This is a genomic window from Nocardioides candidus (assembly GCF_041321175.1).
Classification (GTDB): Bacteria; Actinomycetota; Actinomycetes; order Propionibacteriales; family Nocardioidaceae; genus Nocardioides.
This window is the reverse complement of record NZ_JBGGWC010000001.1, coordinates 656,678-671,354: the sequence shown is the minus strand read 5'-3', so window position 1 is coordinate 671,354 and position 14,677 is coordinate 656,678. Positions and strand designations below refer to the sequence as shown.

At 71.1% G+C, this 14,677-nt stretch carries 16 protein-coding genes, 1 tRNA gene and 1 other RNA gene; 3 read left to right on the top strand and 15 right to left on the bottom strand.

Features of this window, described 5'->3' with window-relative positions; all coding sequences use genetic code 11:
- Positions 1-23: 23 nt before the first annotated feature.
- From ACAX67_RS03270 to ffs, 7 genes are all read right to left on the bottom strand, one after another.
- Positions 24-1,304 (bottom strand): aspartate kinase, encoded by a 1,281-nt coding sequence (locus ACAX67_RS03270; protein WP_370702379.1) that lies wholly within the window; start codon positions 1,302-1,304, stop codon positions 24-26.
- Positions 1,305-1,356: 52 nt separating this feature from the next.
- On the bottom strand, positions 1,357-1,980 hold the full coding sequence (locus tag ACAX67_RS03265; protein ID WP_370702378.1) for a DUF5063 domain-containing protein: 624 nt from the start codon (positions 1,978-1,980) through the stop codon (positions 1,357-1,359).
- Positions 1,977-2,573 carry a recombination mediator RecR gene (gene recR / locus ACAX67_RS03260; protein ID WP_370702377.1) on the bottom strand — a complete coding sequence of 199 codons (597 nt, stop codon included), beginning with the start codon at positions 2,571-2,573 and terminating at the stop codon, positions 1,977-1,979. Before recR ends, ACAX67_RS03265 begins: the two co-directional genes overlap by 4 nt.
- A gap of 15 nt (positions 2,574-2,588) precedes the next feature.
- Positions 2,589-2,978 (bottom strand): YbaB/EbfC family nucleoid-associated protein, encoded by a 390-nt coding sequence (locus ACAX67_RS03255; protein WP_370702376.1) that lies wholly within the window; start codon positions 2,976-2,978, stop codon positions 2,589-2,591.
- Between the two features lie 25 nt (positions 2,979-3,003).
- The gene (locus tag ACAX67_RS03250) at positions 3,004-4,947 is read right to left on the bottom strand and encodes a DNA polymerase III subunit gamma and tau (protein ID WP_370702375.1); all 1,944 of its coding nucleotides are present in this window, start codon (positions 4,945-4,947) and stop codon (positions 3,004-3,006) included.
- A 10-nt stretch (positions 4,948-4,957) separates the two neighbouring features.
- Positions 4,958-6,097, bottom strand: a complete 1,140-nt coding sequence (locus tag ACAX67_RS03245; RefSeq protein WP_370702374.1) for a cation:proton antiporter — start codon at positions 6,095-6,097, stop codon at positions 4,958-4,960.
- Between the two features lie 45 nt (positions 6,098-6,142).
- Positions 6,143-6,233: signal recognition particle sRNA small type (gene ffs, locus ACAX67_RS03240), an RNA gene on the bottom strand.
- 70 nt (positions 6,234-6,303) lie between these two features.
- Between ffs and ACAX67_RS03235 the strand changes: the two genes are divergently transcribed.
- Positions 6,304-6,391 (top strand) — tRNA-Ser (locus tag ACAX67_RS03235).
- A 196-nt stretch (positions 6,392-6,587) separates the two neighbouring features.
- On the opposite strand, the gene ACAX67_RS03230 is transcribed toward ACAX67_RS03235, so the two are convergent.
- From ACAX67_RS03230 to ACAX67_RS03220, 3 genes are read right to left on the bottom strand one after another with little or no spacing between them, the layout of a single operon-like run.
- The gene (locus ACAX67_RS03230; protein ID WP_370702373.1) at positions 6,588-6,980 is read right to left on the bottom strand and encodes an arsenate reductase ArsC; all 393 of its coding nucleotides are present in this window, start codon (positions 6,978-6,980) and stop codon (positions 6,588-6,590) included.
- Complete coding sequence (locus ACAX67_RS03225; protein WP_370702372.1) at positions 6,977-7,654, bottom strand: aquaporin; 678 nt, start codon at positions 7,652-7,654, stop codon at positions 6,977-6,979. Before ACAX67_RS03225 ends, ACAX67_RS03230 begins: the two co-directional genes overlap by 4 nt.
- Positions 7,651-8,010 carry a metalloregulator ArsR/SmtB family transcription factor gene (locus ACAX67_RS03220; protein WP_370702371.1) on the bottom strand — a complete coding sequence of 120 codons (360 nt, stop codon included), beginning with the start codon at positions 8,008-8,010 and terminating at the stop codon, positions 7,651-7,653. Before ACAX67_RS03220 ends, ACAX67_RS03225 begins: the two co-directional genes overlap by 4 nt.
- An 80-nt stretch (positions 8,011-8,090) precedes the next feature.
- Between ACAX67_RS03220 and ACAX67_RS03215 the strand changes: the two genes are divergently transcribed.
- Entirely contained in the window at positions 8,091-8,552 is a 462-nt protein-coding gene (locus tag ACAX67_RS03215) for an ArsI/CadI family heavy metal resistance metalloenzyme (protein ID WP_370702370.1), read from the top strand.
- A gap of 80 nt (positions 8,553-8,632) precedes the next feature.
- On the opposite strand, the gene ACAX67_RS03210 is transcribed toward ACAX67_RS03215, so the two are convergent.
- Complete coding sequence (locus ACAX67_RS03210) at positions 8,633-11,020, bottom strand: immune inhibitor A domain-containing protein (protein WP_370702369.1); 2,388 nt, start codon at positions 11,018-11,020, stop codon at positions 8,633-8,635.
- A gap of 369 nt (positions 11,021-11,389) precedes the next feature.
- On the opposite strand from ACAX67_RS03210, the gene ACAX67_RS03205 reads away from it, so the two are divergent.
- A complete protein-coding gene (locus ACAX67_RS03205; protein ID WP_370702368.1) occupies positions 11,390-12,790 on the top strand; it encodes a phospholipase D-like domain-containing protein in 1,401 nt (466 codons plus the stop codon).
- 36 nt (positions 12,791-12,826) lie between these two features.
- Here the strand turns inward: ACAX67_RS03205 and ACAX67_RS03200 are convergent, their stop codons facing one another.
- The 4 genes from ACAX67_RS03200 to ACAX67_RS03185 are packed head-to-tail and all read right to left on the bottom strand — an operon-like array spanning position 12,827 to position 14,653.
- Positions 12,827-13,003, bottom strand: coding sequence for a hypothetical protein (locus ACAX67_RS03200; RefSeq protein ID WP_370702367.1), 177 nt, complete (start codon positions 13,001-13,003; stop codon positions 12,827-12,829).
- A 1-nt stretch (position 13,004) separates the two neighbouring features.
- Positions 13,005-14,012, bottom strand: a complete 1,008-nt coding sequence (locus ACAX67_RS03195) for an EsaB/YukD family protein (protein ID WP_370702366.1) — start codon at positions 14,010-14,012, stop codon at positions 13,005-13,007.
- Positions 14,013-14,015: 3 nt separating this feature from the next.
- Positions 14,016-14,318, bottom strand: coding sequence for a WXG100 family type VII secretion target (locus ACAX67_RS03190; protein ID WP_370702365.1), 303 nt, complete (start codon positions 14,316-14,318; stop codon positions 14,016-14,018).
- 17 nt (positions 14,319-14,335) lie between these two features.
- On the bottom strand, positions 14,336-14,653 hold the full coding sequence (locus ACAX67_RS03185) for a WXG100 family type VII secretion target (RefSeq protein ID WP_370702364.1): 318 nt from the start codon (positions 14,651-14,653) through the stop codon (positions 14,336-14,338).
- Positions 14,654-14,677 lie beyond the last annotated feature (24 nt).

The window sequence follows — 14,677 nt, the reverse complement described above, 5'->3', positions numbered from 1 at the left end:
CGCGCCGTTCGTCCGGGGTGGGGTCAGCGACCGCTGCCGCCGTAGACGACGGCCTCGACCTCGTCGGCGTCGAGGTCGAACGCGGTGTGCGTCGCCTGGACGGCCCGGTCGACGTCGTCCTGGTCGACGACGACGGAGATGCGGATCTCGGAGGTGGAGATCATGCCGATGTTGACGCCGGCCTCGGCCAGCGCCGTGAAGAACTTCGCCGAGATGCCCGGGTGGGACCGCATGCCGGCACCGATGAGCGAGACCTTGCCGATCGACTCGTCGTAGAGGAGGGAGTCGAAGCCCACCTGGCTCTTGAGCTCGTCGAGCGTGGCCATCGCCGTCTGGCCGTCCGTCGTCGGCAGGGTGAAGGAGATGTCGGTCAGGTTGGTCGCGGCGGCAGAGACGTTCTGCACGATCATGTCGATGTTGATCTGCGCCTCGGCCAGGGCGTTGAAGATCGCTGCGGCCTCGCCGACCTTGTCGGGGACCCCGACGACGGTGATCTTGGCCTCGCTGCGGTCGTGGGCGACGCCGGCGATGATCGGTGCTTCCATGCTGCCCTCCGGAGACGGGTCGTTGATGCTGCCGGTGACCGTCGTGCCCTCGAGGGTGCTGAACGACGACCGGACGTGGATCGGGATGTTGTGGCGTCGGGCGTACTCGACCGAGCGCAGGTGTAGGACCTTCGCGCCCGAGGCCGCGAGCTCGAGCATCTCCTCGTAAGTGACCGTGTCGAGCTTGCGGGCGCTCGGCACGATCCGCGGGTCGGCGGTGAAGACACCGTCGACGTCGGTGTAGATCTCGCAGACGTCGGCGTCCAGCGCGGCGGCGAGGGCCACGGCGGTGGTGTCGGTGCCACCGCGGCCGAGCGTGGTGATCTCCTTGGTCTGCTGGCTGACACCCTGGAAGCCCGCGACGATCACGATGTGTCCCTCGTCGATCGCGCCCTGGATGCGGCCGGGGGTGACGTCGAGGATCTTGGCCTTGCCGTGCACGTCGTCGGTGATGACGCCGGCCTGCGACCCGGTGAAGGACCGGGCCGTGAAGCCGAGGTCGGAGATCGCCATCGCGACGAGCGCCATCGAGATCCGCTCGCCCGCGGTGAGCAGCATGTCGAGCTCGCGCGCCGGCGGCAGCGGGCTCACCTGGGCGGCGAGGTCGAGCAGCTCGTCGGTGCTGTCGCCCATGGCCGAGACCGCCACGACGACCTCGTTGCCGGCCTTCTTGGCCTCGGTGATGCGACGGGCCACGCGCTTGATCGCGTCGGCGTCGGACAGTGACGAACCGCCGTACTTCTGCACGACAATGCCCACGGGGGCTCACTCCTGGATCGACGGGGACGGTGCCCCCCGATCCTACCGAGGGTCAGGCGCCGGCCAGCCCGCCGTCCAAGGTGGCCTCCGCCGCCTCGATCAGGTCGAGCTCGGACTCGTTGTCCACGTCGAGACGGTCGTGGGCGACGACCGACAGCAGTGCCTTCATCGCGGCTCCGGCCAGGGCACCCCAGTTGGAGACGTAGGAGAACTGCCACCACCACAGCGCTTCGTCGACGTCGCCGGCGCGGTGGTGGCGCATCCCGTTCTCGAGGTCGCTGGCGATCGCCGCGATGTCGTCGGAGAGCTGGCTCTCGACGATCTCCGGCTGGTAGGGGTCGAAGACGTAGCTCATGGTGTCGACGTTGCCGAGGAGGGCGGCCAGCCGCATGCGCAGGTCGTCGAGGTCCGCCTCGGGCCCCACGTCGGGCTGGTACTCGACGCGCGGCGCGAAGTCGCGCTGCGCCCCGAGCCGCGCGCCTGCGAGGGAGATCTCGCTGATCTGCAGGAGCAACAGCGACACGGCCTGCCCCGGTGTCGCCTGGGACGCGATCACGCGCACGGAGTCGAGGAAGGCCCCGACCGACGCAGCGATGTCGTCGGCGAACCGGACGGTCTCCGTCTCGACGGCGAGCATCGCCTCGAGTGCCGCCTGCGCCGGGAGTTGATCGGTCACGTTGCCGCCTGCCTTCCTGCAAATGCTCGTCCGAGGGTGACCTCGTCGGCGTACTCGAGGTCTCCGCCTACCGGAAGTCCACTCGCCAACCGCGTCACACGCAAGCCCAAGGGTCCCAGCATGCGGGTGAGGTAGGTGGCGGTGGCCTCCCCTTCGAGGTTCGGGTCGGTGGCGAGGATCACCTCGGTGACCGCTCCGTCGCCGAGGCGGGTGAGCAGCTCCTTGATGTGGAGCTGCTCGGGACCGATGCCGTCGATCGGCGAGATGGCGCCGCCCAGCACGTGGTAGCGGCCGCGGAACTCGCGGGTGCGCTCGATGGCGACGACGTCCTTGTACTCCTCGACCACGCAGATCACGCTCTCGTCGCGGCGGGGATCCCGGCAGATGCGGCAGCGCTCGTCCTCGGAGACGTTGAAGCAGATCGAGCAGAACTTCACCTTGGCCTTGACCTCGATCAGCACGTCGGCCAGCCGCTTGACGTCGACCGGGTCGGCCTGGAGGAGGTGGAACGCGATCCGCTGTGCGCTCTTCGGGCCCACGCCCGGCAACCGGCCGAGCTCGTCGATCAGGTCCTGGACGACGCCTTCGTACATCGAGGTGTCGCCGGCTCAGAAGCCGAGCTGGCCCGGCGCGCCGCCGGGTCCGCCCATGCCGGGCAGCCCACTGGTGAGCGGGCCGAGGGTCTGCTCGGCGAGGGCGTCGGCCTTCGCCTTCGCGTCGCGGTAGGCCGCCACCACGAGGTCGCCGACCTCTTCGAGGCTGTCCTCGAGCGCGCCGTCCTCCTCGATCGCGGTCGGGCTGATGGTGACGCCGGTCAGCTCGCCGGTGCCGCTCACGGTGACCGTGACAGCCCCACCGGCCACGGTGCCGTCGACCCGGGCCTCGGCGAGTCCCGCCTGTGCCGACTGGAGGTCGTCCTGCATCTGCTGGGCCTGCTGCAGGAGCGCCCCGATGTCGAAGCCGCCGCCACCGAGCGCGTCGAAGGGGTTCTGGGTCATCGGGCTGGTCCTGTCTCTCGGGTGCTCATCGGTGCGGGATCTCCTCGATCACCTGGGCCCCGAGCTCTCGGGCGAGGAGCTCGGCGCCGGACTCGGCATCGACGTCCGCGTCGTCGAGGTCGACCGCCTCGTCGGGGTCGTGGGGAGGCTCGGCCTCGGCGTCGGCCTGGATGTCGGCCATCCGCGGCCGGCGAGGCGTCGGCGGCTCGGGCTCGGGCTCCGGCTCGGGCGGGACGCTGTCGTGCTCCGGAGCGGGCGGCGGGCTCGCCGCGGGGTCGGGGGGCGGCGACGTGCCGGCCGATGCGCCGGGGTCCAGGATGGCTTCGACGCGCCACTCGGCGCCGACCACCTCGCGGATCGCCTCCTGCAGCACCTCGGCGCTCCCGCTCTCGAAGCTCCCGCGCGCTCCGGCGTTGTTGAAGCCGAGCGTCAGGGTCGTGCCGTCGAAGCCCACCACCTGGGAGTTCTGCGTGAGGTGGATCCAGGTCACGCGGCGCTTCCGCTGGGTCGCGGCGATCACGTCGGGCCACAGGCGGCGGACGTCGACCAGGCTCAGGCTCCCCGTCGGCGCCGGCGCAGCCGCGGGCGTCGGTGCAGCGGCGGGCGTCGGGGCGGGGGCCGCCGCAGCGGGCTCCTCCGGCTCCGGTGGTACGACGGCCGGCGGCTCGGAGCTCAGCACCGGCTCGGGCGCGGACGGCTCCTGCGCGGGGTCGCGCTCCGCAGGCGCCACGGGCGCGGGCGTGGGAGGCGGTGCGGCCGCACTGACGGGAGCCGGCGCCGACTCGCTGCTCGCCGGGCCCGCGATCGCCATCCGCCGCTCGAGGCGGTCGAGCCGCGCGAGGACGCCGTCGGTGCCGTGGTCGGCGGCCGGCAGCAGCACCCGCGCGCAGATCAGCTCGAGCAGCAGGCGCGGCGCGGTCGCGCCGCGCATCTCGGTGAGTCCGGCGGCGACGAGGTCGGCAGCGCGGGTGAGCTCGGCGCGGCCGAACCGCGCGGACTGGGCGACGAGCCGCTCGCCCTGGTCGTGCGAGACGTCGATCAGCCCGGTCGCGGGCGCGTCGGGCACCGCGGACACGATGACCAGGTCACGCAGTCGCCTCAACAGGTCTTCGGTGAAGCGCCGCGGGTCCTGCCCGGTCTCGATCACCTTGTCGACCACGCCGAAGACGGCCGCTCCGTCGCCCGCGGCGAACGCATCGACCACGTCGTCGAGCAGGGTGTCCGGGGTGTAGCCCAGCAGCCCGCTCGCCAGCTGGTAGGTCACCCCGTCGCTGCCGGCGCCACCGAGCAGCTGGTCGAGCACCGAGAGGGTGTCGCGGGCCGAGCCTGCGCCCGCCCGGACGACCAGTGGCAGCGCCGTGGGCTCGATGGCGACGCCCTCCTGCTCGCACAGCTCGGAGAGGTAGCTCGAGAGGAGGCGCGGCGGGATCAGCCGGAAGGGGTAGTGGTGGGTGCGCGACCGGATGGTCGGGATGACCTTGTCGGGCTCGGTGGTGGCGAAGATGAAGCGCAGGTGCGGCGGCGGCTCCTCGACGAGCTTGAGCAGGGCGTTGAAGCCCTGCGTCGTCACCATGTGGGCCTCGTCGATGATGTAGACCTTGTAGCGGCTCTTCACGGGCGCGAAGAACGCCTTCTCGCGCAGGTCGCGGGCGTCGTCGACGCCGCCGTGGGACGCCGCGTCGATCTCGATCACGTCGATCGACCCCGGACCGCCCCGGGCGAGGTCGCGGCAGCTCTCGCACTCGCCACACGGGTCGGCGACGGGTGCCTGCTCGCAGTTGAGCGAGCGCGCGAGGATGCGCGCGCTGGTCGTCTTGCCACAGCCGCGCGGGCCGGAGAAGAGGTAGGCGTGGTTGACCCGGTTGCCGGCGAGCGCCGCGCGCAGGGGCTCGGTCACGTGCTCCTGCCCAATGACCTCGGCGAAGGTCTCGGGCCGGTAGCGGCGGTAGAGCGCGAGCGGGGATTCCACGGACCTCACCCTAGTCGCCGGGTGCGACACCTGAGCGCGCGGCGACTCCTCCGCCCACGACCGCCGCGACGATCGTGACGACCGCGCCCAGCACCAGCGCCGCCGCCTCCCCGGGCTCGAGGACTCCGAGCCGGCTGCCGATGGTCGCGGCCGCGACGGGCACACCGAGCTGAGCCGCGGCCAACAGGCCCAGCGAGGCGGGTTGGCGCAGCGCTGTCGCGACCAGGTGCGTGAGCACCGCACCGGCCCCGAGGGCCAGGCCGAGTGCGGTCATCCGCGGGTGCTCGCCGAGCTCCCGGAGGTCGAGGTCGGCACCGAGCCACACGAAGAAGACGGGGGCCAGGAAGCCGTCAGTCACCGCGAAGAGCTGCTTGGCGAGCCGGCGCGGCTCGCCGACCCCCGCGACCGCGAGCCCGAACGTGAAGCCGGCCAGCATGATCGACACGTGGCTGCGGGCGGCCAGCGCCGCGAGGGCGAAGAGCACGGCGAGCTGGACCCGCAGCTCGACCGCGAAGAGCCGCTCCTCCGACACGTCGTGCACCCGCTGCCGCCATCCCCGCCTCTCGCCGGCCCGGAAGAGCACGAAGACCACCGCCGCGGCGAGCACCACGAGGGCGGCCCCGCCCGCAGCACGCAGCGCGTGGTCCGGATCGACGGCGAGCGGGAGGGCGACGATGCAGACAGTGTCGGCGATCGCCACCTGGGGCAGCAGCGCGATCACCTGGGCTCCGCCGAGGCCGAGCGAGTCCACGACGGGCAGGACCAGCGCCGCGCTCGACGACGCCAGCAGCACCGCGTACAGGGCTCCGTGACCGGTCCCGGTGACCCGGGCCAACGCGACGCCGACGACGACCGCAGCGATCCCGACGACGAGCGCTCGGGCGACGCCCGCGCCGAACGCCCGGCGGATCTGCGGGTCCCGCACCGGGACGTGGGTGCCCGCCACGAACATCACGAGCGCGAACCCGAGGTCGGCCAAGAAGGTGAACGTCGGGTCGGAGGCGTCGAGGTAGCCGAGCAGGGTCCGGCCCAGCAGCACGCCCGCGACGAGCTCCCCGAGCACGACCGGCAGGTGCCAGCGGCGGGGCGCGGCCAGCAGCGGTCCGAGCAGTGCGACCGCGCCGACGACGGCCAGCTGGGTCAACGTCACGCCCGGATTGTCGCGGATGCCGCCGCCGTCGTACCCCAAAAAGGCAGAGGCCCCCCGCGCACCCGACAGAGCTCACTTACCCTTGCTGCCTTCCGGCCCTGGGGGAGTTGGGCGAGATGCCGCCGCACGGGGGGTTGGCGTCACTGTACGGGATCGCGGCCAAGGCGATTTCATCGGCCGGTCACCCGCCCGGTAGCCTCCTCCGCGGAGGTATCGCCTAGTGGCCTATGGCGCTCGCTTGGAAAGCGGGTTGGGTTAACGCCCTCGGGGGTTCGAATCCCCCTACCTCCGCCACATCGGGCGTCAGAGGGTCCCCGGCCAGCGGCCGGGGGCCCTCTGCGCGTCGCCCTCGACGTGCGCCGGTCTCGTAGCCGGACAGGATCAGGTGCGCCGGAGCCCGAGGCGACCCGCCTCGTGAGTCACACCCGTCTCAGGGCTTTCACCGCTCCCGTCCGACTACGCCGATGTCCCTCTGGGTGGCGCCCTGGAATCAGACGAGGGAGGCGATCAGGGCCTCGACCCGCAGGCGGATCTCGTCGCGGATCGGTCGTACGGCGTCGATGCCCTTTCCTGCGGGGTCGTCGAGGACCCAGTCCTCGTAGCGCTTCCCGGGGAAGTACGGGCACTCGTCGCCGCATCCCATGGTGACCACCACGTCGGCGCCCTGGACGGCGCTCTCCGTGAGCAGCTTCGGTTGCTCTCCCACGATGTCGATCCCCTCCTCGGCCATCGCGGCCACGGCGACCGGGTTGATCTCGCGCGCAGGCGCCGACCCGGCGGAGAGGACCTCGATGCGCCCGCCCGCCAGGTGTCGGAGGAAGCCCGCCGCCATCTGGGAGCGTCCGGCGTTGTGGATGCAGACGAAGAGGACCGACGGCTTCATGACGACTCCGTCGGAAGGGCCGGGTGGGGGTGGAGCACTCGGACGGCGACGTACGCCAACGCCCCGCCGACCACCTGGGCGACGACGAAGCCGGGCACAGAGGCGGGGCTGATCCCCGCGAAGGTGTCGGAGAGCGTCCGCGCGACGGTCACCGCCGGGTTGGCGAAGCTCGTGGAGCTGGTGAACCAGTACGCCGCCGTGATGTAGCCGCCGACGGCGAACGCGACGGTCTCGGTGCGCCCGGCCCGGACGCTGCCGAAGATGACGACGACGAGCCCGAAGGTCGCGACGACCTCGGCCAGCCAGAGGTGGCCACCGGTGCGTTCGTGACCCGAGATGCTCACGGCATCGAGGTCGAACATCAGGTTCGCCAGGACCGCTCCCAGCGACCCTCCGGCGACCTGGGCCGCCACCAGGACCGCGGCATCCTTCGCCCCGAGCAGCCCGAAGGCGGCCTCCGCCAGCGTGACGACCGGGTTGAAGGCGGCGGACACGGGCTGGAGCGCGAGGATCAGGGCGACGAGGACGGCACCCGTGACCAGGCTGTTCTCCAGGAGCTGCAGCCCCGGTTCGCCGGGCGACAGGCGCGTCGCGGCGATGCCGGAGCCGACGACGGCGGCGACCAGGAAGGCGGTACCGAGGAGCTCGGCGGCACCACGACGGACGAGTGTCACGCGCCGACGCCGCCGAGGAGGGCGGCGAGGTCACCGAGCGCGGCCGGCTGCACCCGGTAGTAGACCCAGACCCCGCGCTTCGACCGCTCGAGCAGGCCCACCTCGTGCAGCACCTTGAGGTGGTGGCTGATCGTCGGCTGCGACAGGTCGAACGCCTCCTGCAGGTCGCAGACACAGGCTTCGCCGTCCGCGTGCGAGGCGACCAGGGAGAGCAGGCGCAGCCGCACCGGGTCGGCGAGCGCCTTGAGCAGCGGCGAGATCCGCACGGCAGCGTCGGCGGAGAGCGGCTCGCGGGTCACCGGGGAGCAGCAGGCGACCGTCTCGACAGGCGTGAGGAGCGGCAGAGACTTCGACATGTATCAATATTGACACATCTCGATGTCCGGTGCATCCTGGGACCCACATATCGATGAACATCTATCTCTAGGAGTACCTCATGTCCCGGATCCAGCTCGCCCTCAACGTCGACGACCTCGACGCCGCCGTCGCGTTCTACTCGACGCTCTTCGACACCACCCCGGCCAAGACCAAGCCGGGCTACGCGAACTTCGCCGTCACGGAGCCGCCGCTCAAGCTGGTGCTCATCGAGAACCCCGGTCACGGCGGCTCCCTGAACCACCTCGGCGTCGAGGTGGACGACGTCGACCGCGTCGATGCTGAGCTCGCGCGCCTCACGGCCGCGGGCTTCGCGTCGACCGAGGAGCGCGACACCACCTGCTGCTACGCGAAGCAGGACAAGTTCTGGGTCGAGAACACCCCCGACCAGGAGCGCTGGGAGGTCTACACCGTCCTCGAGCACTCCGAGACGTTCAGGGGCCGGCCCGAGGACGAGGCCGGCCGGTGCTGCGGCCAGGAGAGCACTGCGGACCTCCGGCCGACCGAGGCAGCCTGCTGCTGACCCGCGGCGCGAAATGGGGCGTGCCCCGCCCCCCGGTGGTGGGGGGGCACGGCCGCGTCATGCCGCGATGAGCGGACCCGTCAGCTCGACGAACCCACCTGGATCGTCATGTCGCCGTTGTCGGCGACCTTGACGACCTTGATCTTCACCCCGAAGTCGGGCACGTTCACGCTCGACCACCCGGGCTGGTTGTGCCCCGGGTGCACACCCTCGACGGTGTGCTCGTCGTTCATGAACCACCAGTCCTTCAGGTCGTTGAACACCGACGACCGGCCCTGACCCTCGATCGTGTAGGGCTGGGTCAGGTAGCGCACGTTCAGGTCGTGGCTCGGCTTCAGCGAGAACGGCGAGTCGTAGCCCAGCTTGGCCGGGCTGACGAGCAGCGGCTGCGTGCTCGGGTAGTGGTCGAACTCCGGGTGGGCGTCGACGAGCAGCAGCTCGCCCTGGCCCGGGTGGTCGCCCACGTTGTTGTCGGAGTACGACGTGTCCCAGTAGCTCACCAGCGCACCCGGCTCGTTGGCGTAGAACTCCACCTTGTTCGAGCGCTTCCCCGAGTAGCCGATGAAGCTGTAGAGGTGCCGCAGCAGCCGGTCGCGGCCGACGTACTGCCGGTTGTCCACGAAGTAGGCGTTGAGGTACGACACGTCGTCGCTGCCCGTCGTACGACGGAAGCCCTTGAACGTCCAGCCCTCGTCGGCCGTCTCGGCGTCGCCGATCGTCTCGCCGTCCAGGGTGATGTTGTCGACCTGGAACCCGTCGAGGGCGAAGGCGCCGTCGGTCAGGTAGCGGAACCGGATCGCGTCGGTGCCGGTCGGCACGGTCGCGGTCAGGTCCACCCAGCCGTCGGACGTCCCGGAGATACCGAACCCGGACGGGTTGAACCCGCTGTCGTCAGGACCGTCGTAGGACTGGTTGGTCTCCACCGGCGCCCACGTGGCACCGCCGTCGCTGGACGCCTCGAGGAACGCGTAGTCCCAGCCGTCCTCCGCGGAGTACTTCACCTTCGCGGTGAGCTCGCCGCCGTCCGCGACCTCCCGGCTCATCCGGGTGTCGAGGTCGTTGCCGCGGTTGCTCCAGAAGAAGCGGTCGCCGCAGGTGTCGCACGGGTCGCCGAGGTTCAGCTGGACCTTCTTGTCCGGCAGCACGACGATCGCGCCGTTGTACTTGCGGTCGCTGAGCGCCTGGCCGGGCCGCAGCTCGACGGTGCCGGAGCGGCCGGCGTGGATCGTCTTGTAGTCGAGCCAGCCGAGCTGGAACTTCTCCCACGCGCCGAAGGGCATCGGGCGGTCGCCGATCCCGGGGTCACCCTTGGCGGTGCCTCGCGACTGGCTCATCAGGGACCAGAAGCCGATGCTGTTGCTCGCGCCGCCGGTGTTGCCCGACGTGTCGTAGAGGTCGGGCAGGCCGAGGTCGTGGCCGAACTCGTGGGCGAAGACGCTGAGGCCGCCGTTCTCCGGCTGCATGGTGTAGTCGGTCACCCACAGGCCGGTCGGGTTGTTCGGGAGCGTGATGTTCGCGCCGTTGGGGTCGGAGACGCCACCCTCACCGATCTCCACGCCGCCCTTCTTCGGACCGTTGGTCGGGCCGGTGCCGAGCTTGTGGATCGAGACGTTGCCCCGGTGGCTCCAGATCGCGTCCGAGGCCTGGATCGGGTCACCGTCCGCCTCGTCGCCACCAGCGTGGACGATCTGGAAGTGGTCGATGTAGCCGTCCGGCTCGTTGAAGTTGCCGTCCTCGTCGTAGTCGTAGCGGTCCTGCTGGTCGAACGTCTTCAGGTAGGCCTGGATCTGCGCCATCGTCTGACCGCTGTCGAGCTGCTGCTGCACCCAGAGGGAGAGCGCGTCGCGGATCAGGAACTCCGAGCTCTGGCAGACGATGCTGCCGCAGTAGTCACGGCCGTAACGGGCCTCGTTGAAGGGGACCTTGACCCACTCGGTCACGTCGCCGTCGACGGAGTAGGCACCCGAGGACTGGTCCTCGTAGAACTTCGCCATCCGGTTGAAGTACAGGTCCTCGTAGTAGGACCGGTTGTAGTTCGGGCGCCAGTTGGTGCTGTTGTCGACCTTGCGGTCCGGCTCCGGGATCTGGTTGTGGCGCGGTCCGTCGTAGCGGGTCGGCGTGCCGTCCGACGGGAAGGCGCACGCGTCGGCGTCGGTGCTGTCGCAGAACGCGGAGTGGCGCTTGTTCCCGAACTCGGCGAGCACGACGAAGATGCGGTCCGTGCCGGTCTGGGCGACCTTCGTGAACCGGCCCTTGCCGAGCTTGACGACGCTCTTGCTCTTGCCGATGACCTGGTCGGTGCCGCGGATCTGCTGCTCCAGCGCAGCCTCGCGGAGCACGTCGTACTTGCTGCGCCACTTCGGGACCAGGTTGTCCGACGGTGTCGTGTCAGCGCCGCGCTGCCGGTCGACGGCGTGGTGGGACGGCTGGGCGCCGACCTCCGTCGCCGTCAGCGGCTGCGCGAGCAACGCACCGAACAAAGAGGCGGCCGAGAGAGCCGCCCATGTCTTGCCTCGCACTATGCCTCCAGGGGATTGGGGACGCGGTCTGCGCCCTGAGCCGCCTCGGCACCGGATTTCGGCGAGGACCCGAGACTGCCAGGCGCAGTTGACCTCTCGGACCCGCCTTCTCGACAGGGGCGAGGGGGTGATCGTTACCAGACCGTTACGTCCTCCGGGAACCGCCCGTGCCCCTCGGTGCCCCCGCTCGGCGTCAAGGTAAAAACGAACGTCCCGCCGAATCTCGATGTCCGTGACACCATGATCAGGATCGGCAGTTACGATCACTGTGCCCGTGGGGTGGCGTCTGCTCCCACGTACCGAGTGGGGAGTTTGTTCATGCGTCGAGTCGTCGTGCTCCTGGCGATGCTGTTGCCACTGGCCTTCCTACCGGCCCTCGGCGCCGGCGCCTACGAGGCGCCCGGTGGTGCCACCTTCAACACCCCGGTCCCGTGGGGCACCGCCGGTGAGCGCGTGCACATCGTCGCCAAGGTGGAGGACGCCATCCGCCACATCCGGCCGACCAAGCGCGACCCCCACCCGCAGCTGGTCATCGCCGCCTACCTGTTCGACCGGCAGAAGAGCGCCGACGCGATCATCGGCGCGTGCCGCCGCGGCGTGTCGGTGCGGGTGATCATCGACCGCGCCGTGGTGTCCCACCCGTTGCGCCGCATCGTCACCGCGCTCAACGCCGACAACGTCCGCGACGCGAACCACGACGGGGTCGCCGACAACGACCCCCGGGCCGGCCGGTGCAACCGCGCCCTCCCCGCCGAGCAGGGCGGCCTGCGCACCAAGCCCGGCCACCACCGCGGCATCCCGCTGATGACCGGCCGGGAGATGCGCGCGAGCATCCACGAGCCTTCCGGCAACAACGTCACCTGGGGCCGCGACGGCAGCTACGTGCTGCAGTGCTCGGGCAGCTGCCGCGGGGGCGACGAGGCCAACATGCACGCCAAGATCTACGCGTTCTCCAGCCTCGGCAACGACAACAACGTCGTGATGTTCGCGTCCACGAACCTCAACGCCGGCGGCATCAACTCCGGCTGGAACGACCTCATCGTCATGAAGAACCGGCCGAAGACGTTCCAGTTCGTCGAGAAGATGCACAAGCTGATGACGGCGCAGAAGCACGCCGGGTCCAAGCTCGTCGAGCTCAAGGACGGGCCCTACACGACGCGGTTCTTCCCGATGGTCGGCGTCGGGCAGCAGCGCGACCCGCTGATGGTCGACCTGCGCAAGGTCCGGTGCACCAGCGCCTTCGGCCCCACCCAGATCTACATCCAGCAGTTCTGGTGGAACGGCCACCGCGGCGAGTACATCTGGGACAAGATCCACAGCCTCGCGCGCAACGGCTGCAAGGTGCACGTCATCTTCGGCGCCGTCGACAGCAGCCTGCTCCGGCGGATGAAGGCGGCCCGGTCCGCCAACTTCGAGATCTGGGACAGCCGGTGGGACAGCAGCGACGTCGACGGCTGCGTCAACACCCGCACTCACATGAAGAACATCGCGATCCGCGGCACCTACGGCGCCAACCACAAGTACGCCGGCGTGTGGACCGGCACGGCCAACTGGGCCACCGGATCGCTGACCCGCGGTGACGAGGTCACGCTCAACGTGCGGAGTGCGCCCCTCTACAAGCAGTACGTCGCCCGCTGGAAGACCGTGAAGGCCCACAGCAGCCTGACCTGGACCCACGACCAGCCCTACCCGCCGATCTCCTGCGTCGACGACAACTGAGCCTGCGGAGGTGACCGGCCGCGGCGGCCGGAGCCGTCACAGCCGGCCGGCGATCGCCGTGACGGCGACCGCGACCAGCGTGACGAGCGCGCCCGCGACCACGCGTCGCAGGACGGCGGGCGGGGCGTCGTACGCGCTGCCGGTGAGGAACGCGGCGACGACCCGGCGCCGGTGGAAGGCGGCTGCCTCCAGCAGCTCCCTGCTCGTCGCCACCTCAGGCCGCGCCGATCCGTGAGGCGAGGTCGGTCGCGAGCGCGAGCAGCGGCACGAGGGCGACCAGAGCGGCCGTCTCCACGAGGTCGCCGCACCGCGCCCGGAGCGGCGCCGAGGGCGCCGGGACCCGGGACAGGAGGGTCGCGCCCAGCCCCATCAGACCGGCGGTGAGCGCGAGGGCCGGGCGTGCGTCGCCGTGGCCCACGGCGTAGGTCGACGCCGCGGCGAGCATCGTGGCGACGCCGGCTGCGGCATCCACGACGACCGGTGCCCTCGCGCGTTGGCGCCGGGCACGCAGGACCAGGAGGAGTCCGCAGTCGGCGCCGAGCGCGGCGCCGGCGGCGCTCCGTGCCACTGCCGTCACGGCGGCGAGGACGCTCGGACCCACGACCGCGGTCCCGATCAGCAGCAGGCGCTGGGAGCGCAGCACGAGCCGCTGCGCCAGCGCGGGGTCGACCCGGTCGCGGTCGACGCGTCCGACCCCGGCGGCGACGGCGAGAGAGGGCAGGGCGTTGCCGGCGAGCACCGCCAGCACCATGCCGAGCGCGGCGAGGGCTGCCGGGTCGACCAGGTGCTCGGCGAGCAGGGCCGCGACGCGCCCCGCGGCGCCGACCAGGCCGATGGCGAGCGCCACCGCGATCATCGCGACCCCACTCCAGCGCAGGGCGCGCCGGGTGTCCTGCGCGCTCCACCGCGGCTGGAGGTCGACGACGTCGGCCGTCGCCTCCGCGAGGTCGTCGTACGCCGGCGGCGGCTCGTCGTCCGCGCCGACCGTGACGACGAGGAGGGCGCCATCCCCCACGCCCTGCTCGCCGAGGGCACGGTCAGGCCGGAGCCGCTGACCGTGCGCGTGCACCCGGTGGCCGGTGTAGGCGGCCGCCGGGTCGAGCAGACCGACTGCCCGGGCGAGGTCCGGCACCAGCTCGGCGAGCGCGACGCCTCCCGGCACGGCGAGGTCGCTGCGCCGCCGGCCGGCGACCACCGTCACCCGGAGCAGCCGGTCGGGCACGGGTCAGATCTCGAACCGTGCTGCACCGCGCCGGTCGGCGTCGGCGTAGTCGGCGTTGGACTGGTAGACGGTGCGGTGGCTCTCGTCGAGGAGGTCGCGCATCTCCTGGATGGCCCGGTCCCAGGTGGCCTTCGCGTGCACGTAGGCCTCCTGGGCGCTACCGGCCCAGTCGTTGCGGAGCGGCGCGAGCTCGGACTCGAGCCGGTTCATCCGGTCGTCGATGTGCTTCACCGTCTGGTACATGTCGGAGGCCGCCTGGTCCAGCGCGCTGTGCTGGACGCGGAGGCCGTCGAGGTTGGTGGTCATGGTCGGTCCTTTCCTGGTCAGCCGAGCCGGGCGCTGAGCTGTCCGTAGCTCGCGCCGACCTGGTCGTCGGTGGCGGTGTTGTCGTGCTCGGTCGAGGTCAGCGACGAGGCGAACTCGTCCAGCGCGTCGACGATCGTGCGCTGCTTCTCCGTCCAGGCCTGGTGGAGGACGAAGAACGCCTGCGCACCGCGGCCGCCCCAGCGGCCCTGCACGCTCGCGATCTGACCGTCCAGGCGGGCGCTGTAGGAGGTGAAGTCGTCGCGGGCGTCGCTCACGAGGCCGGACGCGCGGCTCAGCGTGCCGGCGCCCTGGCCGAACTCGTCAGGATGGGCCATGTCTGCTCCTTCGCTCGGTCGGCG